This is a genomic window from Lactobacillus sp. M0403, assembly GCF_016101265.1.
GTDB classification, from domain to species: Bacteria; Bacillota; Bacilli; order Lactobacillales; family Lactobacillaceae; genus Lactobacillus; species Lactobacillus apis.
Window position 1 is genome coordinate 71,043 of the sequence record NZ_JACFQV010000003.1, and the last position, 20,300, is coordinate 91,342.

The 20,300-nt window shown below is 38.1% G+C and carries 30 protein-coding genes; all 30 read left to right on the forward strand.

The genetic code is table 11. The annotated features are described in order from the left end of the window. Positions 1-59 precede the first annotated feature (59 nt). Entirely contained in the window at positions 60-608 is a 549-nt protein-coding gene (locus H3T48_RS04990) for a phage scaffolding protein (protein WP_198188742.1), read from the forward strand. Between the two features lie 3 nt (positions 609-611). Continuing rightward, a complete protein-coding gene (locus H3T48_RS04995) occupies positions 612-1,622 on the forward strand; it encodes a capsid protein (RefSeq protein WP_232349879.1) in 1,011 nt (336 codons plus the stop codon). A 2-nt stretch (positions 1,623-1,624) separates the two neighbouring features. Next, complete coding sequence (locus H3T48_RS05000; RefSeq protein WP_198188743.1) at positions 1,625-1,984, forward strand: hypothetical protein; 360 nt, start codon at positions 1,625-1,627, stop codon at positions 1,982-1,984. Next, entirely contained in the window at positions 1,984-2,349 is a 366-nt protein-coding gene (locus H3T48_RS05005; protein ID WP_198188836.1) for a hypothetical protein, read from the forward strand. Before H3T48_RS05000 ends, H3T48_RS05005 begins: the two co-directional genes overlap by 1 nt. Further along, positions 2,346-2,786, forward strand: a complete 441-nt coding sequence (locus H3T48_RS05010; protein WP_198188744.1) for an HK97 gp10 family phage protein — start codon at positions 2,346-2,348, stop codon at positions 2,784-2,786. The genes H3T48_RS05005 and H3T48_RS05010 overlap by 4 nt, the downstream gene beginning before the upstream one ends. Further along, positions 2,783-3,190: a DUF6838 family protein gene (locus tag H3T48_RS05015; RefSeq protein ID WP_198188745.1), complete on the forward strand. Its 408-nt coding sequence runs from the start codon at positions 2,783-2,785 to the stop codon at positions 3,188-3,190. The genes H3T48_RS05010 and H3T48_RS05015 overlap by 4 nt, the downstream gene beginning before the upstream one ends. After that, entirely contained in the window at positions 3,187-4,608 is a 1,422-nt protein-coding gene (locus tag H3T48_RS05020; RefSeq protein ID WP_198188746.1) for a phage tail sheath C-terminal domain-containing protein, read from the forward strand. Before H3T48_RS05015 ends, H3T48_RS05020 begins: the two co-directional genes overlap by 4 nt. A 15-nt stretch (positions 4,609-4,623) precedes the next feature. After that, the gene (locus H3T48_RS05025; RefSeq protein WP_198188747.1) at positions 4,624-5,112 is read left to right on the forward strand and encodes a phage tail tube protein; all 489 of its coding nucleotides are present in this window, start codon (positions 4,624-4,626) and stop codon (positions 5,110-5,112) included. A 17-nt stretch (positions 5,113-5,129) separates the two neighbouring features. Next, positions 5,130-5,546, forward strand: a complete 417-nt coding sequence (locus tag H3T48_RS05030) for a hypothetical protein (protein ID WP_198188748.1) — start codon at positions 5,130-5,132, stop codon at positions 5,544-5,546. 205 nt (positions 5,547-5,751) lie between these two features. Beyond that, on the forward strand, positions 5,752-8,853 hold the full coding sequence (locus H3T48_RS05035) for a tape measure protein (RefSeq protein ID WP_198188749.1): 3,102 nt from the start codon (positions 5,752-5,754) through the stop codon (positions 8,851-8,853). Positions 8,854-8,873: 20 nt separating this feature from the next. Further along, complete coding sequence (locus tag H3T48_RS05040; protein WP_232349881.1) at positions 8,874-9,560, forward strand: hypothetical protein; 687 nt, start codon at positions 8,874-8,876, stop codon at positions 9,558-9,560. Beyond that, a complete protein-coding gene (locus tag H3T48_RS05045) occupies positions 9,557-10,606 on the forward strand; it encodes a hypothetical protein (RefSeq protein ID WP_232349882.1) in 1,050 nt (349 codons plus the stop codon). Before H3T48_RS05040 ends, H3T48_RS05045 begins: the two co-directional genes overlap by 4 nt. Next, complete coding sequence (locus H3T48_RS05050) at positions 10,591-10,914, forward strand: DUF2577 domain-containing protein (RefSeq protein WP_198188751.1); 324 nt, start codon at positions 10,591-10,593, stop codon at positions 10,912-10,914. The genes H3T48_RS05045 and H3T48_RS05050 overlap by 16 nt, the downstream gene beginning before the upstream one ends. A gap of 1 nt (position 10,915) precedes the next feature. Further along, a complete protein-coding gene (locus H3T48_RS05055; RefSeq protein ID WP_232349883.1) occupies positions 10,916-11,377 on the forward strand; it encodes a DUF2634 domain-containing protein in 462 nt (153 codons plus the stop codon). Continuing rightward, positions 11,367-12,515, forward strand: coding sequence for a baseplate J/gp47 family protein (locus H3T48_RS05060; protein WP_198188753.1), 1,149 nt, complete (start codon positions 11,367-11,369; stop codon positions 12,513-12,515). Before H3T48_RS05055 ends, H3T48_RS05060 begins: the two co-directional genes overlap by 11 nt. Continuing rightward, positions 12,508-13,056, forward strand: a complete 549-nt coding sequence (locus H3T48_RS05065) for a putative phage tail protein (protein ID WP_198188754.1) — start codon at positions 12,508-12,510, stop codon at positions 13,054-13,056. The genes H3T48_RS05060 and H3T48_RS05065 overlap by 8 nt, the downstream gene beginning before the upstream one ends. Before the next feature lie 14 nt (positions 13,057-13,070). Further along, the gene (locus tag H3T48_RS05070) at positions 13,071-14,813 is read left to right on the forward strand and encodes a hypothetical protein (protein WP_198188755.1); all 1,743 of its coding nucleotides are present in this window, start codon (positions 13,071-13,073) and stop codon (positions 14,811-14,813) included. Between the two features lie 23 nt (positions 14,814-14,836). After that, positions 14,837-15,202, forward strand: coding sequence for a hypothetical protein (locus H3T48_RS05075; RefSeq protein ID WP_198188756.1), 366 nt, complete (start codon positions 14,837-14,839; stop codon positions 15,200-15,202). A gap of 57 nt (positions 15,203-15,259) precedes the next feature. Next, positions 15,260-15,598 (forward strand): hypothetical protein, encoded by a 339-nt coding sequence (locus H3T48_RS05080; protein ID WP_198188757.1) that lies wholly within the window; start codon positions 15,260-15,262, stop codon positions 15,596-15,598. Between the two features lie 13 nt (positions 15,599-15,611). After that, entirely contained in the window at positions 15,612-16,040 is a 429-nt protein-coding gene (locus H3T48_RS05085) for a hypothetical protein (protein WP_198188758.1), read from the forward strand. Further along, entirely contained in the window at positions 16,040-16,192 is a 153-nt protein-coding gene (locus tag H3T48_RS05090) for an XkdX family protein (protein ID WP_198188759.1), read from the forward strand. The genes H3T48_RS05085 and H3T48_RS05090 overlap by 1 nt, the downstream gene beginning before the upstream one ends. Next, a complete protein-coding gene (locus H3T48_RS05095) occupies positions 16,167-16,556 on the forward strand; it encodes a hypothetical protein (protein WP_198188760.1) in 390 nt (129 codons plus the stop codon). Before H3T48_RS05090 ends, H3T48_RS05095 begins: the two co-directional genes overlap by 26 nt. A 12-nt stretch (positions 16,557-16,568) precedes the next feature. Further along, the gene (locus H3T48_RS05100; protein WP_198188761.1) at positions 16,569-16,871 is read left to right on the forward strand and encodes a hypothetical protein; all 303 of its coding nucleotides are present in this window, start codon (positions 16,569-16,571) and stop codon (positions 16,869-16,871) included. A 27-nt stretch (positions 16,872-16,898) separates the two neighbouring features. Then, a complete protein-coding gene (locus H3T48_RS05105) occupies positions 16,899-17,219 on the forward strand; it encodes a hypothetical protein (protein ID WP_198188762.1) in 321 nt (106 codons plus the stop codon). Then, on the forward strand, positions 17,219-17,764 hold the full coding sequence (locus H3T48_RS05110; protein ID WP_198188763.1) for a peptidoglycan recognition family protein: 546 nt from the start codon (positions 17,219-17,221) through the stop codon (positions 17,762-17,764). Before H3T48_RS05105 ends, H3T48_RS05110 begins: the two co-directional genes overlap by 1 nt. An 83-nt stretch (positions 17,765-17,847) precedes the next feature. Then, entirely contained in the window at positions 17,848-18,618 is a 771-nt protein-coding gene (locus H3T48_RS05115; RefSeq protein WP_198188764.1) for a hypothetical protein, read from the forward strand. Between the two features lie 125 nt (positions 18,619-18,743). Continuing rightward, on the forward strand, positions 18,744-18,878 hold the full coding sequence (locus H3T48_RS08910; RefSeq protein ID WP_255534283.1) for a hypothetical protein: 135 nt from the start codon (positions 18,744-18,746) through the stop codon (positions 18,876-18,878). A gap of 131 nt (positions 18,879-19,009) precedes the next feature. Then, entirely contained in the window at positions 19,010-19,195 is a 186-nt protein-coding gene (locus tag H3T48_RS05120) for a hypothetical protein (RefSeq protein ID WP_198188765.1), read from the forward strand. A 403-nt stretch (positions 19,196-19,598) separates the two neighbouring features. Next, entirely contained in the window at positions 19,599-19,796 is a 198-nt protein-coding gene (locus H3T48_RS05125; protein WP_198188766.1) for a hypothetical protein, read from the forward strand. Then, positions 19,774-20,292 carry a DUF2335 domain-containing protein gene (locus tag H3T48_RS05130; protein ID WP_198188767.1) on the forward strand — a complete coding sequence of 173 codons (519 nt, stop codon included), beginning with the start codon at positions 19,774-19,776 and terminating at the stop codon, positions 20,290-20,292. The genes H3T48_RS05125 and H3T48_RS05130 overlap by 23 nt, the downstream gene beginning before the upstream one ends. The last annotated feature ends 8 nt before the right edge of the window (positions 20,293-20,300 follow it).

The window sequence follows — 20,300 nt, forward strand, 5'->3', positions numbered from 1 at the left end:
ATTTTTTATGCCTTGATTTGTGTTCGCCACACGTAAAAAAAGCGAGAGAGGACAAACAAATGAAACGTGAAGAACTTAAAAAACTGAATCTAACAGATGAACAAATTGACAAAGTAATGAGCCTACATGGTGCCGATGTTGAAAACTCAAAGTCCAAGATTGACGAACTGAATAAGACCAATGAGTCTCTGCAATCACAAATTGCTGAACGAGATAAAGATTTGAAGTCACTCAAAAAGCAGGCAGGTGATAACGAGGAACTTACTAACCAATTCAAAGATTTGCAATCCAAGTATAAGCAGGACACAGAAAATCTATCAAAAGAATTGCAACAAACCAAGCTCAATAGCGCGGTAGACAGTGCATTAGGTAAAGCTAAGGTTCGTAATACCAAGGCAGCTAAAGCTCTTTTGAATATGGACGATATACAGATCAATGACAAGGGCGAGCTTGAAGGCTTAGATAATCAAATTAATTCATTACAAAAATCAGATGGCTATCTGTTTGACCAGGGAAGTAAAGAACCGTATCAACCGCAAGGTGGTGACGGCAATACAGACCCTGATCCAGTAGCCATCATGACTAATATTTTTAAAGGAGATAGATAAAATATGGCAACAGTTAATTACGCAGAACAATATCAGAAAGCAGTACAACAAGCATTTTATGATGGATACTTATATACTTCACCTTTATGGAATTCACCAAGTAATAGTTTGATTGATTTTGACGGTGCTAAACACATTAAGCTTCCAAGATTGACCATTGAAGAAGGTCGACGTGATAGAAAACGTAGAACGATTGAAGATATCCGAGCAAACTACACCAATGATTGGGATTCCTATGAAATTACAAATGAACGTTACTGGAGTACCTTAGTTGATCCATCAGATGTTGATGAAACTAATTACGTTACTACAATGGCGAACATTACTCGTCAATTCAATATCGACGAAAAAATGCCTGAAATGGACAAGTTTATGTTTAGTAAATTGTTCAAAGAAAAAGAGCAATTGGATAGTGGCAAGGGAATTACAACAGATACTCTTGATGAGAAAAACATTTTAACTGCTTTTGATAATATGATGCTTGATTTTGATGAAGCACGTATCCCTGCACAAAATAGATTTTTATATGTCACACCAGAAGTTAACGCTATTTTAAAGCGTGCCGAAGTAATGAATAGAGAATTGGTTCTTAAAGACCCTAATTCTGTTGAACGTAGAGTTTACAGCTTAGACTCAGTTACAATCGTAGTTATCCCATCAGATTTAATGCACACAGCATATGATTTTACTGTAGGTGCAAAGACAATTGATGATTCTAAGCAAATTGAAATGATGTTGATTTATAACGGCGTTCAAATTGCGCCAGAAAAATACTCTTTTGCTGGTTTTGATGACCCAAGTGCAGCTACCAACGGTAATTACCTTTACTATGAACAATCATATAACGATGTGCTTCTGTTAAAGACTAAGACAGCTGGTATTCAATTCGTTATTAAGGACAGACCAGCTCCACAAACACCAGCAACTAAAGCTGCAGTGGATGAATCTGCTGATGATGCAGACAGCGCTAAGGAAACTAAAACAACTAAGACAGCAGCTAAAAGCGGGAAGTAGCAATGAATGACGAACGTAAAAAAGAGATTAAAAATAAGGTCACCCAATTACTGGGTGATAAAGCAAACACCAATCTGATTGATTTCAGCGTGGATAGAGTAATTCAGTCGGTGGCAAACTTCACTAACATTCCCGTTGATGAACTGCCATCAGAAATAGATAGCACCATCACAGCAATGTGTTTACAGCTAATTCAAACACACGAGTGGACTAACAATGAGGTAGTCAATTCAATCAGTGAAGGAGATGTATCGGTTAACTTCGGTTCACCGGCTGAAATATATGCTCAAGTGCAGAAACTTAATCCTATTACGGATGACTTCATCAGTGATTTAATTCATTTTCGGAGGCTACCGCAATGATTGATGCCTTTAACAAGTTGAAAGAATTGGCCCCAATGCTATGGACTGATAAGGTAACTATTCAAGCTACCAAGAAGGTAGTTAATGAACACCACATAACTACGAGTGAGCCTGTGACGGTCGTCTCAGATGAACCAGCTAAGGTTATACTCAAAGGATTAAAAGCCAGTGAACAGTCGTTTTATGGCACTGATGAATACGATGCAACGCTATTAATAAGAACAGGAATAGATGTGCCAGCAGGTGCGACTATTATTGTTACTGATGTTAATGGCAAAACGACTAAGTATAAGCGTAGCAGCAAAGGCTATTCTGGTTATGTGAGCCACCAAGAAATCGCAATGACAAGGGATGAGAAATCATGAGTGCGTTTGGAGATTTTGACAACGCAGAATTCGAAGAATTTGCTAGGCATATCAATGCAGAAATATCAGGCGGTCAACTTAAAAATGAAGTCAAAAACAGTGTGAGAAATGTTGGAGAAACATATAAACGCAATGCTGAAAGCAGGACACCAGTTCAATCAGGTGAGTTAAGGCGTAGTTGGCAACTCAAAGGACCGTTTTTTGCAGGTTCTGATATTACAGTGGAATTGAGAAACAGTAAAAACTACGCTTCATTTGTTGAAAATGGTCACAGGCAGACACCTGGTAGATATGTGCCTGCGATTGGTAAGAAGCTAAAAGCTAGTTGGGTCCCTGGTCAGCATTTCTTGCAGAAGGCAACTGACGAAACCAGAGGACAGGTTCCGCAACTGCTTACTCCTGTGATGAATGACATTTTACGGAGGTTAATGGATTGACGATAATTGAAAGGATTGCTGACGAGATAGCACGGCTATTCCCTGATGCAACCATTTACACAGAAAATCAATCGGACGGTTTTAATCAACCGTCTTTTTTTATTGAGAAAATCAATACATCTTCGGCATCAGAACTGTTTGACAGGCAGTCACGTAAGTATGCCTACCAGGTGGTTTATTTTCCTAATCCCGACAATCCTAAAACGGATATGGAACTAATGGAAGACTATTTGCTAAGTGGATTATTAGAACTAAAGGACTATGCACCACTTCGAAACAAAAAAATAATTCAGCAAGAAGATAATACGTTGATTTATCAATTCGAAGTCTGGGGAAGATTCTACCCAGACAAAAAGGACGAAATTAAATTACAAAATCAAGAAGTGAAAGGACAAATTAAATGAGTTGGAAAACACAAAATAAACGCCGTCCTGGTGCCTACATTAATGTTGTGGGTAAAGGCAATAACAATAATGGCGCAGACATTGGACGGACACTGCTACCAGTTAGTACACAACTTAATTGGGGAGCAAAAGGCATCATCAAGCTAAACAGTGACTCAAATTTCAAGGCGTTGCTTGGCCATGATATTGATGAGTCAGAACTACAAACACTCCATGAAGTGCTTAAGGGTGCCAATACAGTCCTATTGCTAAATAACAATGATGGTACTGCTGCTAAGGCAACAGATGCCACACTACCATGGGCAATGACTGCTAAGTATCCCGGTACGCTAGGCAACAACTTGCATGTAACTGTTGAAAAAAATGATAGTAAGGTGACTGTATCAACACTGTTCGGCACAAAGGTGGTTGACCAACAAGTAATTGGTGTTGATAAGCCCAATACGCTATTTGACAACGATTATGTTGGTTTTGAGTTGACTAGTGAAATGACACCGCAGCCACCATCATCAGGGAGTGATAGCAACGGTAGTGATGGTGGTAAAACTACTAGAGCAAGCAAGACACCAGTGGTAATGGCGTCTAAGTTAGACCAGTTATCAAGTGACGTAACTGTTGATTTGACAGGTGGAACAACTACGCCAGTTAAGATTAGCGACTTACTTAACGATGTACTTGAAACAGAAGACTATGACGTAGCTACTACGGCAGGTTTTCCAGTTGATAGTCCGCTACACAAGCAATTAGTTGATGAGATTAAACATCTTCGTGAGGACAACGATATTAAGGTTCGTGGTGTTATTCCATATACCGGTGACAAGGTTAATTATGAAGGTATTTCTACCGTGGCGAATGGTGTTGTTTTAGGGGACGGCACAGAATTAGATGCCACAGTAGCTGCAGGGTTCTTTGCAGGAGCATCAAGTTCTGCAAATGCAGCCAAATCATTGACCTACGTTGAATATCCAGATGCAATTAGCGCATATCCTAAATTCAGCAACGACCGCACAATTGAAGCTTTAGAGAATAGCGAAATAGTTTTCACAACCAAACGCAATGAGACAGTTGTAATTGAGCAAGATATTAATTCATTGACCAAAGTAACTGCAGAAAAACCAGTATTTTTCAGTAAAAACCGTGTAGTCCGCACTATGGACACAGTTGTTACATATGCTAAACGAACTTTTGAAGATATGTTTATTGGAAAAATCACTAATAATGCAGCTGGACGTGATTTGTTCAAGGCAAACATAGTCAGTTATTTGCAGGGGTTGTCAAGTTCCGGTGTAATCACTGATTTTAAGGAAGATGACATCACAGTAGAAGCTGGAAATGACCGTGACTCAATTTTGGTTAACTTAGCAATTACTCCATTAGATTCGATGGAAAAATTGTACATGACAATGGTTGTCCAATAATAGGAGGTAAAAATAATGGCAGATGAAACAGTAAGCACAGTTGGCAGTTTTTTAAACGGAAGAGACACTATCTCAACAAAAGATGCCAAAGTATACGTCACAATTGAGGGTAAAGTTATTCCATTAATTGAATGCAAAAAATTTAGTGCAAAGTTGGAAAAAAACAAAGAGGATGTTCAGACATTAGGAAGTCGTTGGAAGCACAAGAAAGTAACTTCGGTAGAAGGTACTGGAACACTTGGAGGTTACCTAATTAGTTCAAATTGGACTAAATACGCCCTGCCTTATATTAATGGTGGCAAAGATTTATACTTTGAAATCACGCTAACAATCAACGATCCAACTAGCCGTGCAGGAACACAAACACTACATTTTGGCGAGGTAAATCTAGATGACATACCATTTGCAGACTTTGAAGCAGATGATGGAGTAATGGATTGGGAATCAGACTTCACATTCGAACAAGTAAACCTAGTTACACCATTTGATGGATTTGAAATTTAATATAGGAGAAAAAGAACATGGCATATAATGTAGAAGATTTTTTGGCAGAAAACGTAAAGAGCAAGGTTGAGACTAAGAATGTAAAATTTGACGGCTTTAAATCACCTTTTGTTATAAAGGCATTGACGGCAGATGAGTTTAGTGACTTACAAAAGCAAGCTACTACTAGTTATATTAATAAAAAAACGCACCAACGCGTTCAAGAATCGGATCAAAACAAATTAGTTGATTTAATGATATCCAAAGCAGTTATTCAGCCAGATTTAAATGATGAGAAACTGCAAAAATCTTGGGGATGCATTGCCGACCCAGCTGGTGTTTTGAAAAAAATGTTAAATGCTGGTCAATATACTGACTTAGGTAATGCAATCCAAGAGTTATCAGGATTTGATATTGATAGCATTGATAATTTTGTAGAACAAGCAAAAAACTAATTACAGAGTCCTATGGGGACTTCAGCGTATATTACTACTGTCTGAATGAATACCATTGGACTCCAGGACAATGGGCTCAATTGTCCCAAAAAGAAAAGGCACTAGTAATAGCTTCAATTCAAATTCGTCAAAAGGAAGAAAAGAAGCAAGAACGTGAAGCTAAGCGTAAGGCAAAATCTAAACATATATAGAAAGGAGGTAACACGTGGCAACTGTTAGTGGAACATTACGTATTAATGATGCATTCAGCAACACGCTTAACCGCTTTAATGCTGGTGTAACTAGGGCATCAGAAATGACTGGTCGTCTTAAAGCCGCAATGTCAGGAGGTTCCAGCAGCATTAACTCACTGAATAAAGGTCTGGGGTCCGCTCATCTTGGTATGAAAGAGTTGATTGCAGGTTCAGCAATTGGTGGTGTAATTAGTTCCGCAATGGGTGTTGCTGGAACAGGTGTCCGTGCCTTTGTCGGCGAACTAAATGAATCTACTAAGGCATGGTCAACATTTGAAGGTAATATGCATCAAATTGGCAAAAGTCCAGCTGCAATTGCTAGTGCAAAAAAATCACTACAGCAATTCGCTCAAGACACCATTTATTCTTCATCTGATATGGCTCAAACATATAGCCAATTGGCTGCAGTAGGTACCAAAAATACTACTAAATTAGTTAAAGGTTTTGGTGGATTAGCAGCAGCAGCGACTGATCCACAACAAGCTATGAAAACCTTGTCGGAGCAGGCTACGCAAATGGCTGCTAAGCCTATGGTGCAATGGCAAGATTTCAAATTAATGCTGGAACAAACACCAGCAGGTATGGCTGCAGTCGGCAAGACCATGGGTATGAACACTAAGCAATTAGTTAAAGCAGTACAAGATGGCAAAATCAAGACTGAGGACTTTCTAGCAGCCATCGCTAAAACTGGTACTAATGCAAACTTCTCAAAAATGGCAACACAGTATAAAACTGTTGGGCAAGCTTTAGATGGTCTGAAAGAAACTATGGCTAATAAAGTTCAACCCCAGTTTAAAAAATTGAGTGACATCGGAATTAAAGCAATCAGTGGTATTACTGACAAACTAGGTAATGTCAACTTTAAGCCATTTTCTGACGGATTATTGAACACAGTTAATTACGTCAAACCAATATTAGACAAGGTTAAATTAGGAATTCAAGATGTTGTTGATGGTTTTAATGATACAGGAGCAGGTACTGAAATCAGTCAGATGTTTCAGCAAATTGCAGATTCAGCAAGTAATTTAACCGACACATTCAGCGGAAGTGGTATCTATTCCTCAATCGGCACGACTATAGGCAATATGGCCGGAGGACTAGCAAAATTTATTGGAACGCTGGCGAGTGTTACGGGTAAGCTTGACCCAGGTACATTGAAAGCCTTAGGTGCTGCGTTACTTGTATTAAAAGCAGGAACTAAGGGTCTGGTATTAACAGCAGTTGTTGTTGGGCTTAAGGCCTTGAATAAGTTAAATCCAAGTCAATTACAGTCGCTTGCAAAAGCAGTGACGGCTTTAGCAATTGCCTTTGCTGCATTCAAGGTTCTAAAAGGCATTAAAGATGTTTTCAGTAGTCTGAAAGGTCTTGGTGCTTTGGGTAAAATATTTAAACGTACACCTAAAACTCCTAATTTACCGGCATTGCCTGAAGCCCCTAAATCTGGTGGCAACGCTGCCTCAACATTTGCAACAATGGGCAGTGCAATGATGAAACTAGGAGCGGCGGCTCTCACAGCTGGTGCTGGTTTTGCTTTACTTGCGTATGGCATTAAAACCATTGCACAAGGTGGCTCAACAGCAATAGGCATCTTGATAGGTGTTGGCGTAGCAATTATCGTGATATTAGTAGCAATAGCGGCACTTTCAAAACCATTAGACATTGCAGCGGTTGGACTTTTCGCAATCGGTGTTGCAGCACTTTTGGCAGGTGTAGGAATATTGGCAGCAACATTTGGTTTGTCATTACTAGCTAAAGAATTGCCAACAATAGCACAATATGGGCTTCAAGCAGCATTTAACATCTTGGTATTGTCAGCAGCAATGGCTGTCTTTGCTTTGGGTGCAATAATTGCTACAGTTGGTTTGATTGCATTGGCAGTTGGCCTAGTAGTATTAGCAGTTGGCATGGGAGTCGCAGCAATTGGTGGACTGCTATTTGCAGCTGCTTTAATTGCTGTTGCTATCGGTGCAATAATTGCCACGGTGGGCGTTGCACTGTTAGCTGTAGGTGTAATGATTTTGGCCGCGTCATCCATAGTTGCAGCAATAGGCTTGATTATGATGGCTGTCGGTATAACTCTAATTGCAGCAGTTGGAATAGTAGCCGCACTGGGCCTAATGCTTTTTGCAGTTGCATTAATGATAGCAGCTCCACTGATGATGATTGCCGCAGTTGGCGCATTACTATTAGGTGTAGCTGCAATTATCCTAGGCGCAGGGTTGTTGGTAGTTGGTGCTGCTTTGTTAGTTGTTGCAGCTGGTTTGATAGCCGTGGGTGTAGCTGTGATGGTACTGGTAACCATGTTTATCATGGCAGGAACCATGATGGTTACAGCTATCACGAGTGCAATGAGTAATGTTGTAAATAGCGTTAGAAGCGGTGTCTCAAATGCAGTTAATGCCGCTAGAAGCTTTGCAGGCTCATTGGTAAGTGTAGGTCGTGACCTAATTCAAGGATTAGTCAATGGTATCAAATCTATGGTTGGTGCAGCAGTTAATGCTGTTTCGAGTGTAGCAAGTAAAGTTGTTGGTGCAGCTAAGAACATATTGCATATCGGTTCACCGTCTAAACTATTTAACCAATACGGTCGCTGGGTTGACCAAGGGCTAGCAATTGGATTAAAACGTGATGCTGATTTGGCAAGTAATGCTTCTGCCAAAATGGCAGCGGGAGTTGTAGCAGCAGCTTCAGATATGACGCCAACACTTAACCCTTTATCAATTGGCAAAACTAATGTAGGTGATTTACTTGCAAATGGTTTTGATAGAGCAGCAACAGCTGTAAATAGTGTTGCCAATGCACTAAGTGGATTGGATGGCACTACAGCTGGTATAGGTATTAATGAACAAGATCAATTTGATGCTTCAATCAGTAGCGACACTAATGGTTCTAGTTTAATTGGAACTAAATTTGGCGGAAATAGTTCAAGCACCGATGACCACAGTTCGGCCATAACAATTGAAAGTGGGGCTATTCAAATCAATAGTACTGGTAGTGCTGAATATGATGCTGATATGCTTTTAGAAGCAATTGAAAACAGAATAATGTCTCAAAGCGAAAAAGCTCTGAGTTAAAAAGATAGAAGGTGATATTAATGGATGGTTTTGGTATTTTCTTGACAGATTATAAGACGAGTAAAACTATCCAATTGCCGGTTAACCCGGCTGAATTAAAGCTCAAATACGAAGGAGACAACTCTAGTCAATCAGTTGTTAACCTTGGTGAGATTAATCGGCTGGGCAACTTAAAGTTGGTTGGTACAACAATAGAAAGCACACTTCCATGTGATACAACAACATATTTGGCAGATGATAATTTGCAAGACCCTCAATTTTATATTGACTTTATTAAGAAAATTCAAAAAGCAAAGGGGCATATGCAGTTTGTTGTTTCTAATACGAAAATCAGCATGCCGATGACTATTGAAAATTTTGAATATGGATTTGAAAATGGATATGACGAAGAGTATGTTTATACGCTTGACTTAAAACAATATCGTGAGTTTGCAGCTACTAAAGTTTCAAAGTCCAAGAAAAAGAAGAAAAAATCCAAAAAAGGCAAAAAAAGGATTGCGCCACCTAAGAAATTTGGGGTTGGATCAAGTGTTGTAGTTAATGGCAGATTGTATATGGATTCAAACGGCAATGGACCTGGAGCTTATGAGAAAAATGCTAAGCGTCAAGTAATCAACATTGCTACGGGACATAAGTATCCTATCTGTGTTGGCATTAACGGTGCGGCACGTGGCTGGGTTAAGAAATCGGATGTGAAGAAAGCATGATAACAATATTTGAGTTAGTGCGGCGCAGCAATCTTTATCGAAAGTCTAAAAAGAACGGCAAAGGGACTACTTATGATATGCGTGAAGTAGTGACAAACGTTAAATGGATAACCGATCTTAACTTTAGTGCTGGTGAATTGTCTTTTGACTTAATCCAAAATGCTCATCCGATAATTCCATACTCAGGAGACATTATTAAGTTCAAATGGGACAGTAGCAAAATTTTTTACGGATATGTTTTTAAATATGCGGTCAAAGACGACAATACAGTCAGTGTCACATGCTATGACAAAGAGCGCTACTTAAAAAATCAGGATTCAATTGTATGGCAAGCTGGCACTATTGCTGACCGTTTTAACAATGTATGCAAGCGAGCTGGCATTAAACATAAGGTAGTCAATAAGCCCACTCACAAGGTGGCAGCTGAAGTATGCGACGGTAAAACATACTTTGACATGCTCAAGAGTGCTATTACTAAGACAAAGACAGCAACTAAGCACATGTACTATGTGTATTGTAATTACGATACTGTAGAGCTACGGCGTGCACCCTATAAGAAACTGAAAATCATAATTGGTAGTAAGTCGGCCATGACCGGCTTTTCTTATGCAGTGGATATCAACAACACGGCAAATGTGGTTAAAGTTATTCAGAAAGACACGAAAAAATCCAAATCCAAATCAGCCACTGCCAAGCAGGATGATCCTAAACGTACCAGTTTTAAATCAACTAGTGCAAAAGGGAAATCCACTGAACAATGGGGCAAATTGCAGGTTACTGTAAACAAAAAGAACAAGGCTAATCATGCCCAAATGGTTAAGCAAGCAAAAGATGAGCTTTCTAAGCGTAATCGAGCTAATAAGACATTGACCATTGACTGTATTGGCAATGTTGACCTTGTTGCCGGTAATGCAGTAACAATAAAAATTAAGGATATTAATAAGACTTTGAAGAATTGCCCAATATTAAAGGCAGAGCATAGCTTTGGCACTGATTATACGTGTCATTTAACGATGAAAGTGGGTGCTTCATGGCTGGAGAACTAATAATTGAAATGCTAAAAAACCGCGGTGGCAAAGACAGTGATTATGCTGATGTTGTCTATGGCGAAGTAATCAGTGATAAGCCGTTGAAAGTACAACTATCAAACAACATGGTTATTGATGACAATTTTATTGTCTTAGGTAGACACATTGGTAAATACAAGGTAACTGGTAAAGGCGAAGTTAGTGGCCAAAAGATTAGTTTTAAAGGGCTAGAAATTGACAACAGTTTAAAAATAGGCGATAAAGTGACCATGATTCGCATGGATGGTGGTCAGCAATTTTACTTGTTTGAGAGAGAGGAGGAATAGAATGGACGATGACAGCAACATCATTGTTACTGAAGATGATGATAATGACGCTGAACTAGAGGACAACGATATTGACACAGAAGATGACGATGAAGTCCTGGAAGATGAGTCAACTTTGACGTTTAAGGTCGAAAATGGACGAATTCGAGGCAAGGTTGACGAACAAGCAGCTATGGTTCAAGCGGTCGATAAGATATTACAAACTGAACGTTCAGTCTATCCTATCTATTCTGAGCAATATGGTAATGACTTTAGTGATTTGATTGGGAAAAATATGGGTTATGCCAAAGTTGAAGTTGACCGAATGTTGAAAGAGGCATTACTAGCTGACGACCGTATTACTGAAGTGCAAATTGATGAAATAGAGCAGATTAACCGCGATACCTTGCAGGTCAAGGGAACATGCTTCACAGTTTTCGGAAAAATTAATATAGATAGTGAGGTGAGCGTTGATGAATCCTGATGAATTAGCTGCTAATTATATGGCGCAAGATTTTGAATATTGGCTTAATCTGATGTTGGATAATGTGCCAGATGATATTGACCAGCGGGTGGGCTCAATTATATATGATGCAGTAGCTCCAGCAGCTATGGTAATGGCACAACAGTCACTGTCATTAGCAAATATAATTAGGCAGACTTATATCAAGACTGCGCAAGGGCAATTTCTTGACTACAGAGCGGCTGAACATGGCACAGCCAGATATGTAGCTACACAAACAGAAGTTAAGGCTAAGTTTTTAGATTCAGATGGTAATCCAATTAATAACGTACAGATAGGCGACCAATTCGCAAGCATTGGTGAAACGCCTATTTTTTATTCCGTGCAAAAAATCAATGATGATTTGACAGGCGAGTTAACTGCAGATGATCTAGGGACTGCAGCAAACTCCTATATAGGTCAAGTACTGCCAGTAACCAGTAACGACAGCCTATCCTGGGCTGAAATCACTGAAATAGTGGCTCCTGCTCGTGATGAAGAAACAGATGACCACTTGCGTGACAGGCTGTTGAGAGCAGATGACTGGATTGCTTACGGTGGCAATATTACAGACTATTTAGCTATGCTCAGCAAAATAAGCGAAGTTGGCGCTGGGCAGGTCTATCCGGTGTGGAATGGTGCAGGCACGGTTAAATTGGTTATTGTTGACAATAACCTAATGCCAGCCGGTGCGGAGCTAGTCAAAAAAGTAAAGAACATAATTGATCCTGTTGATAGCGAAAGTCAAGGCTATGGTCTAGCACCAATTGACCATCAAGTAACTGTCGTTGCACCAACACCTTTAACGGTTAATATAGCAGCGACAGTCAACATTGATGGCACGCATGGAGCAGATATAGTTAAAGCTAAGATTAAAACCGCGATTGAAGAGTATTTTAAGCTGTTAAGACAAAGCTGGAACAACATTGATGCTAAAACTGGTCGAGGTTACTCACAGACGATTTACCGTTCAAAAATACTGTCACAAATTATGATGGTTGACGGGGTAATCAATGCGTCTGTACCAACGCTAAACGGTGCCGACCAAGATATTGCTCTAGTGTTTAACAATCAAACTTCACAATTACCGATACTAGGCGAGGTGGTGCTTGATGGCTAACAATTTAATGGACTATCTACCCGACTATTACGATGGCGTCTATGAAATGGAAGCTATCATGCATGCTCAGGGTGACGTCTTAGACAGGGCAGAAGGTGAGCAGTTTCGACTGCTTTTAAATCAGTTCGTCACGCAAACAGATGCCAAGGGAATTTCAGTTTTTGAAGACCAGGTGGGGATTAAGCCCGCCCCAAATGATGATTTAGAGACAAGGCAAAACAAAGTGCTGATGCGCTTGTTGCCGCCAAGACCAATCACAATTGGCTACTTGCGTGATTTATTTGCGACTTTGAAGATACCTGCGACAATCACAGTTATTCAGAGGGATGCAATAGTAGAAGCTAAAAGTGCCGAAATTGATAGTAGTCAGATTGAAAATATTAAGTATCTGCTTAACATCTATCTGCCTGCTAACATGATCTACGAGATTAGAGTGGCGTTAAATAGGGCAGAAATATCAAATGATATCAAGATTGGCATTGGAATGTGGTCTGAAGCAACAACTATAGCGCAAGCCAATGTATCTCAATTTGTTAATTAGAAAGGAGTGGTAATTTGTCAAAATATAACAAAACTATATTAACCAATGCTGGACTTGATTTAGCTGCTAAGGCTAATTCAGGTAAAGCTAAGTTCACAATTACTAGGGCAGCTACTTCAACTGAAAAACTAGTTTCTAAGAGTATTAGTGAGCTGCAAAAACTTACCACACTGCCAAGCTTGATGCAGTACGGTGAGATTAATAATGTAGCGGATTCTGCACAAGACAAGAGCATTGTCATTGGTACAGAGCTAGTATTTAACAACAAGGACTTGACCACGAGTTACAATGTCAACACTATTGGGCTTTTTGCTAAAGAAGATGGCAGCAACAAAGAGATTCTTTACGCATTAACTACTGCGGCTGAGCCTGAAACGATGCCTGACTTTAAAGATAAGGTATTGTTCAAATTCAACATGACCATGTTTGTGGTAGTTGGCCAAACTGATAATGTATCAGTCAATGTTACAGATAATGGTGTAGTTACACAGCAACAGTTGTCCGACATTGTTGCTAAATTATCGACTAAAGAAGATTTAGCAAAAGTTCGTAAGGACAGTAATGATTTAGCAGTACTATCTAATCCTGATAGCATAGTATCCAATCAGACAATTAACTTGGATACTTTCACAACAAAAGGAATCACCAAATTCCAAAATGCACAGTTGTCGTCAGCAGGTTACATGCAGGCATTTGACCAGTCGACCACTGGACTTAATGGTTGGATTTTTAACATATACAGCAACGATGGTGCTAGCTATATTCAGATTGTGTATATAGCCAATACTGTATATAACCAAGGTGCAATGTATTTCTTAAGGTCAAAAGTAAATGGAACTAGCACAGAAGATTTTGCAAGGTTATCTACAATAAAAGACCACGCTCAATTCTTCCCTTTAACGCAAAGAGATGCTAAGGACGTGGTTGCTCGGGATGAAAATAAGAGCTTTAATCCCGATAATGTTGTGGACTCAGGCGTGCACCGTATCAGTAGCACTAAAATCAATGCCAAGTATGACGTGACAGACCCGAAAGATGCTAACAGTGGCTATAGCTTTTCAGGTTTTTACTGGGGATGGTTATTTAATTTGAATTTTGATGACAGCCCAACCAGTAATGCTGTATATCAACTGCTAGTGATTAATAGTGGTATATATTTCCGCGAAATATCTGTTAAAACCAATGATTTCCCAGCTTTCAACAGTTTCAGCTTTGCCAAAGATATTGCCAATCTTCAAACAGCGATTGCTAATGCAGGTTCGATTAAAACTATTGGTGGCAAGAAGCCTGATGACAAAGGCAATATCAATTTGTCTTCATTCGAGAATCCCGACTTCGTTTACAAATACAAAGACACGCTTGACGTTGATAAAGCCACTACACCAGGCATCTACTCGTTGATGGATACGACATTAATCTGTTCAATTAACAAAAATGCGCTTAGTGCGGTGCCAGGAAACACAGACGGTACAACATATACAGGATATTTGGTTGTCTATAAGCACGATGCTGCCAACATTACGCAAGAGTTACGGATCTATACAGGACGGACAGTTCCAGATTTTACTATTAGTACAAGAGGCATCTATGGCAATGGTAAATATCGTCCTAACTTTCAAAGATTAATCACTGATATTGATTACAAGAATATCATTGGTTACGTTGATGACAAAGAAGTAGTGCATCAATGTGCAGATTTAACAAGTGGAATTGCATACTCAAAGGCAAATCCAAATATCATCGTTGCAACGCCTTAATATAATAGAAAGGGGATTGATCCATGTTGTTAATGAACGGGAAAGAAGTTAATAATCTGATTTTTGCCGGACAACAGTTTTCAGCTGTTAAAAATTCTTTGATTGGGGCTAATGTCCAAACTAAAAAAGGGCAAAAAGTATACTATGTTGGCGATGTTGCATCATCTGCAACAGGACGACTTTCAATTGGTTCTGTTTTCAAAGATGAAATAGTGCCAGTTAAACAATGCCTATTTTTGACTAAAACAGCTAAGCCTGAGGACGGAGAATATTGGATTCAAGTTCAAATTAGTTTTTCGAGTGAAGTAAATAGGGTTATCTATGCTTCAACGCCATGTTATATGCGGTTGTCGGACGTAGTCATCCAAAGTAATCTGGGGGGTAAATAAGCCCTCCTATTTACTAATAATATATAAACTGGACGATATGAGGGAGGTGGCTCCTTCATGTCTCTAATAATGAATGGCAAAGAAGTTAATCACTTGATTGTTAGTGGAGAACAATTTGACAAGAGTTACGTGGGAAAAAGAGGTACGCTTGTCTCTACGAATAATGTCAGAAATATATATCTTTATAATCGTGTTAATACAGATGGATCTGGGGATTGGGGACAAGTTAATGGATCTATACCGACAGCTGTAGCAGGAGACCAATGTGATATATTATCCGCCTATAAAGATATGTTTTATATAGCTAATGTGGGAGCAGATTGGCATGGTTCTGTTGTGTCAGGACCGGGCTGTGGTCAAGGTTGGGTTCCAAAAAGTAATGTAAAGCTAAAATAAAGAAGGTAAAAAAATGATAGAAACAACGAATACAGTTAATCAAGACAATAGCGGTGCTGATGTAGCACCTAAAGATGATGTGAAAGGTTTCATTCAAGTATATAAATCAACTGATGAAAATCCTTGCGAGGTTTGGTTCGCGCCAAGGGATGCAGAAATTATCCGACCTTATACGCAGATTCCTCCTGATGCAAGCTTGAAAAAGCCTAAATTTGATTTTGTAAATTATAAATGGTTTGACATGGATGAAGCTACACAGGCGCAAAAACTTAGTGATATGGCAGATACTATTAAAAAGCTAAAAGATGATGTAGCTAATGGCACAGCATCCAAGGATGACATTGACAACATTAATGAGCAGCTTGGAACATTAGTTGGCTTGATTTCATCAGGCATTGTTCCTGAACAAGATGAGGACGTAACAAAAGGGAGTGATAAATAATGAAAGCTTTTGAATCGCTCTATAAATATCTATACAAAGTTGGTGTATATAATAAGGAGAAAGTTGCTAGCTTTGTTGGCAAGACTATTGATGCTGCTGCGTATAAAGAGATTACAGGTGATGACTATGTTGAAACTCAAGCAGCTAACTAAAAATGCTGATAAGAATTTTAACCAAATGCTAATAGGGGTGCTAATCATATTGATTGGCATTTTTTTGTGGGCTGATAAAAATTATTTCTTTTGGCCACCTCAACTTCGTCCACTAATGAACAGTGAATGGTCGGATATTATTTTTGTCATTTTAGGTGTGTGCCTGCTTTTTACGGCATTAACCGGCAATCGCAGCAGAAAGTTTCAGAGTATTTTGCTGATTTTAGCAAGTGCTGCAGTAGCAATGCTGTTGGCTGAGCAAGTATGGCATGTGCTGGGCGCACATAAAGTTGAAATGATAATGGCGGTAATTTTAGATGCAGGGTTATTAACTCTGCTAATTAGGTGTGCATACAAAAATTAGGGGGGCGATCACTTGCACGATTTTAACAACTGGGTACAAGTGTTAGCCGGTGCCATTGGTACAATTGCAACTGCATTAGCAGTGTCACATAAGACCAACAGGGCAGATTATCACTCTCTGATAAAGGAAAAAGACACGCTTATTACACAACTAAAAACTGAAAAGGGGGAATTCAAAGAGTACTATCACGCTGAAAGGGACAAGCGTTTAGAGGCAGAAGTAAAACTAGATAAGTTAAGTGTGAAGTTTAATGACTTAAAAGCGAAATACGATATTTTAAAAGCAAAATATGATGAACCAAGAAAGCACCAATAGGTGCTTTTTTGATTGAAAGGAATTAAGATGACAAATTTATATATTATTGTTGGGCTGGTGTTATTAGCATGTGGTGCATGGTCACTTTATTTTAAAAAGCACCCGTCAAAGAACAATGTAGTTAATACAATTAGTCTCTACGTTGAAACAGTTAAAAAGCTAACTATTGGTTTTGTACGATTAGCTGAAACAACCGATTTAACTGGTAACCAAAAAATGCAAAAGGTTATCGATATGGTGACGCAAGCCTTGAAAGAACAAGGCTTACCAGTGCCAGACTATGTAATAGAGATGATTAAAGCATTTGCTGAACAGGAAGTAGCAAAGATTAAAAAGGAGAACAAATAATGAAAAGAAATTATAAATATGCATTATCTAATCATGAAGGTAGTTCACACAAAGCAACACCTAACTTTATCGTTGCCCACTCAACCGCAACACCTAACGGTGAAGCGTGGGCAGTAGCTCGCAATATGAAGACTGGCATTAACACCAGTCAAACATATACGCATCTTGTAGTTGATGACGAAAATATTTATCAAGTTGGTGAAGTTGGCTATGACGCATGGGGTGCAGGTATGCCAGCTAACAGCATGTCGCCAGTACAGATTGAGCTGTGTGAGTTTACCAACCATAAGCGCGCGATGAAAGCATACAAGCACTATGTCAATTGGTTACGATGGGGTGCCAAAAAATATGGTATCCCTCTAACTTTAGACAACGACAAGCCAACAGGCATTAAGACGCATGCATGGCTAGTCCAACATGGTTACAGTAACACTAACCACACTGATCCATGGGGTTATTTGACCAAACTTGGCATTAGTAAAGCGCAATTTGCTAAAGACTTGAAAAAGGGATTCAGCGGAAAAAACATCAAAAATACTAAATAATAATTAATAGGCCACCTTGGAGCATTGCTCTGGGGTGGCTTTTTTGATATTCTATTTTAGAAATAGAAAAGAGGTAAATATATATGAATTCAAATAAAAAGAAAAAAGCTCTGGCTACTGCGTCAGCAGCTATTTTTACTGTAGTATTTAGCATTTTATATATGCTAGAAACTAAATACTCATTGTCTAACACTTTAGTCTATTTTACTGTTTTTTTAATTTTTGCGTCAGCTTTGGTATACATAATCCTAGATTTTTTTAATGGAAAATTAGAGTTTAATTTAGATTCTTTATCAATATTTTGTTTACACTTTTTTGTTTTGGTGTTTGTGTTATTGATGGAAGGATTATATTCTCAACCTAATACTTTATATGGAATTACTGCGATAATAGTAATCTTTTTCTATTCATTATATTTTTGGCTTATCTATTTGGCTCGCTGCATAAATGCGCTTAATGACATAAAACAGAATAAGCACGTTTTTTGTATGAAAGCTATTAAGTCGATACTAGCCTCATTACTGGTTTGGTTATCGGGTACTGTAGTTATTTTGTCTCTTTCTCCGAAAAATACTGTTTTAAAAGTGATTTACCAAATTGTTAATATCATAGTAAATACTACCTACCCATTTATTGATATGTATATTTATGTACGTTCAGAAATTGACGAATTTGATAAGCAAGAGGAAGAGAAAGTAGATGAGGAAAAGAAAGAAAAATTGGATGAACAAAAATATGAAATGGATAAAAAAGAGCTACAGACTATTAAAAAAGAGATAGAAATGATGAAAAACAAGATAAATAGAAAAACAGCGAAAATAGAATATAAAATAATTCATTACAAAAACAAATAAAAGCCACTTAGACTAAGTTCTAGGTGGCTTTATTTTTGTGCAAACAAAATACTTATTTTCCTAAAAATAATTGATATTACACATACGTAAGTGTATTATAATATATGTAAGGAAGTGAAACATGGATGGCAAGAAATAAAAAAAGACTTCAACAGTCAGATGAAAAAGTTGCTAAGTACACCGCAATAGCGGCGTGGGCTGTTCCAGCAACCGCACTTATCAACTTGATTCAAGACATTGTTAAAGCCTTTTGTAAATAACCAAAGATGTGGAGCTTAGCTCCACTCTTTGCTATCCATTATAACATGACTGATAAAGAAAAAAAGTACTATAAATCAGCAATGATTGCTATATTATTAGGAATACTGTTATTTTCAATAGGAGCGCTAATATGACGTTAAGTGATGCAAAAAAACGTGCAAACCAAAAATGGAATGATAAAAATAAAGATAAAATGACTTACTTTAGGAGAAAATCGGACGCAAAAAATTTTATTTTGAAGTATGCTACTGAAGAAGATTTAGACAAGACACTAGAATATATTCAACAGCGAAGAGATGACCTCAAAAGCAAATAATGCTGGTAGAAAAATACGATATATTCAAAAACACCCTTAAGCTAAATAGAACAAGGGTGTTTTTATTTAGCAAAATTATAAGCTTCTTGTGCTCAAACGATTGTAGAATTGCAATCTCAGCATTTATCTGACACAAAAAAGACAACCTTGAGCAAAAGGCTGCCTTTAAAATTGCACGTATGTTGTCTGTCGCACAATTATTATCTTAACTGCAGACAATTATACCATCATTGTTTGATTTGAAAAGTCATACATTTAGCTTTCAAATAATGTAAAATAAAATTATGATGACAAGAGATTTTTAAAAGATTAGCTTTTTTGATTTATATAGCAACTAAAATAATTTTTAAAACACAAAAAGCAGTCATATGGTAAAATAAATCGTAAGAAAGGAAGATTTGATATGTTTACTGAAATAACCATAGTGATGAAAAAAGTCACAAAAATTCTATCAATTCCTTATAAAAAAATTGAACAACCGAAGCATCAAATAGCGCCTTCAAATAATACTTTTGGTGGATTTACTGAACAAGACTGGATTAATGTAGGTAATGACTTAAGGCATGGTATTCTAGAATATGGTAGCTCAAAACTCAAGTAATTCTAAAGAAATAAACGAAAAGATAGAAGCCGCAAATAGCGAAAAGCAAAAACTTGATAAAGAAATAATCAAGCAGGTTGAAAATTCAGATATACCTTCTAAAGAAAAAGAAACTATTATCGGAACACTGTCTATGTATTCTGGTCCCATTCCTACACCAACTTTATTAGCTGGCTATGAAGCTGTAAATAAGGGTTCCTCTCAAAGAATAATAGATAATGCTCTTGCAGAATCTGAGCAGAGAAGAAAACTAGAAGCTCGTCGACAAAATAGTCGTGCCAAGATGGCTTGGTTTAGTCTAATTATTGTTGCTTCTTTCGCTATTGGAGCTCTTATCGCTTGTGTATATTTAGTGATGAAAGGACATCCATACATTGGGTCAGGTACTGGGTTCGTTGCACTTATAACTCTATTAGGTAGTGTAGCTGATAATGTTGAAACTTTATCAGGAAATGATGACTTGACTAATAATAAAGATCACAATAATTTAAATTAATTTTGATA

What these genes read in the sequence shown, in the direction of transcription:
- H3T48_RS05050 (WP_198188751.1), top strand. Translation starts at nt 10,591, where the DNA reads ATGGCTGGAGAACTAATAATTGAAATGCTAAAAAACCGCGGTGGCAAA.
- H3T48_RS05130 (WP_198188767.1), top strand. Translation starts at nt 19,774, where the DNA reads ATGGTAGCTCAAAACTCAAGTAATTCTAAAGAAATAAACGAAAAGATA.
- H3T48_RS05065 (WP_198188754.1), top strand. Translation starts at nt 12,508, where the DNA reads ATGGCTAACAATTTAATGGACTATCTACCCGACTATTACGATGGCGTC.
- H3T48_RS05110 (WP_198188763.1), top strand. Translation starts at nt 17,219, where the DNA reads ATGAAAAGAAATTATAAATATGCATTATCTAATCATGAAGGTAGTTCA.
- H3T48_RS05030 (WP_198188748.1), top strand. Translation starts at nt 5,130, where the DNA reads ATGGCATATAATGTAGAAGATTTTTTGGCAGAAAACGTAAAGAGCAAG.
- H3T48_RS05010 (WP_198188744.1), top strand. Translation starts at nt 2,346, where the DNA reads ATGAGTGCGTTTGGAGATTTTGACAACGCAGAATTCGAAGAATTTGCT.
- H3T48_RS05080 (WP_198188757.1), top strand. Translation starts at nt 15,260, where the DNA reads ATGTCTCTAATAATGAATGGCAAAGAAGTTAATCACTTGATTGTTAGT.
- H3T48_RS05055 (WP_232349883.1), top strand. Translation starts at nt 10,916, where the DNA reads ATGGACGATGACAGCAACATCATTGTTACTGAAGATGATGATAATGAC.
- H3T48_RS04990 (WP_198188742.1), top strand. Translation starts at nt 60, where the DNA reads ATGAAACGTGAAGAACTTAAAAAACTGAATCTAACAGATGAACAAATT.
- H3T48_RS05000 (WP_198188743.1), top strand. Translation starts at nt 1,625, where the DNA reads ATGAATGACGAACGTAAAAAAGAGATTAAAAATAAGGTCACCCAATTA.
- H3T48_RS05045 (WP_232349882.1), top strand. Translation starts at nt 9,557, where the DNA reads ATGATAACAATATTTGAGTTAGTGCGGCGCAGCAATCTTTATCGAAAG.
- H3T48_RS05095 (WP_198188760.1), top strand. Translation starts at nt 16,167, where the DNA reads ATGTTGAAACTCAAGCAGCTAACTAAAAATGCTGATAAGAATTTTAAC.
- H3T48_RS05120 (WP_198188765.1), top strand. Translation starts at nt 19,010, where the DNA reads ATGACGTTAAGTGATGCAAAAAAACGTGCAAACCAAAAATGGAATGAT.
- H3T48_RS05105 (WP_198188762.1), top strand. Translation starts at nt 16,899, where the DNA reads ATGACAAATTTATATATTATTGTTGGGCTGGTGTTATTAGCATGTGGT.
- H3T48_RS05125 (WP_198188766.1), top strand. Translation starts at nt 19,599, where the DNA reads ATGTTTACTGAAATAACCATAGTGATGAAAAAAGTCACAAAAATTCTA.
- H3T48_RS05075 (WP_198188756.1), top strand. Translation starts at nt 14,837, where the DNA reads ATGTTGTTAATGAACGGGAAAGAAGTTAATAATCTGATTTTTGCCGGA.
- H3T48_RS05085 (WP_198188758.1), top strand. Translation starts at nt 15,612, where the DNA reads ATGATAGAAACAACGAATACAGTTAATCAAGACAATAGCGGTGCTGAT.
- H3T48_RS08910 (WP_255534283.1), top strand. Translation starts at nt 18,744, where the DNA reads ATGGCAAGAAATAAAAAAAGACTTCAACAGTCAGATGAAAAAGTTGCT.
- H3T48_RS05060 (WP_198188753.1), top strand. Translation starts at nt 11,367, where the DNA reads ATGAATCCTGATGAATTAGCTGCTAATTATATGGCGCAAGATTTTGAA.
- H3T48_RS05115 (WP_198188764.1), top strand. Translation starts at nt 17,848, where the DNA reads ATGAATTCAAATAAAAAGAAAAAAGCTCTGGCTACTGCGTCAGCAGCT.
- H3T48_RS05020 (WP_198188746.1), top strand. Translation starts at nt 3,187, where the DNA reads ATGAGTTGGAAAACACAAAATAAACGCCGTCCTGGTGCCTACATTAAT.
- H3T48_RS05090 (WP_198188759.1), top strand. Translation starts at nt 16,040, where the DNA reads ATGAAAGCTTTTGAATCGCTCTATAAATATCTATACAAAGTTGGTGTA.
- H3T48_RS05025 (WP_198188747.1), top strand. Translation starts at nt 4,624, where the DNA reads ATGGCAGATGAAACAGTAAGCACAGTTGGCAGTTTTTTAAACGGAAGA.
- H3T48_RS04995 (WP_232349879.1), top strand. Translation starts at nt 612, where the DNA reads ATGGCAACAGTTAATTACGCAGAACAATATCAGAAAGCAGTACAACAA.
- H3T48_RS05040 (WP_232349881.1), top strand. Translation starts at nt 8,874, where the DNA reads ATGGATGGTTTTGGTATTTTCTTGACAGATTATAAGACGAGTAAAACT.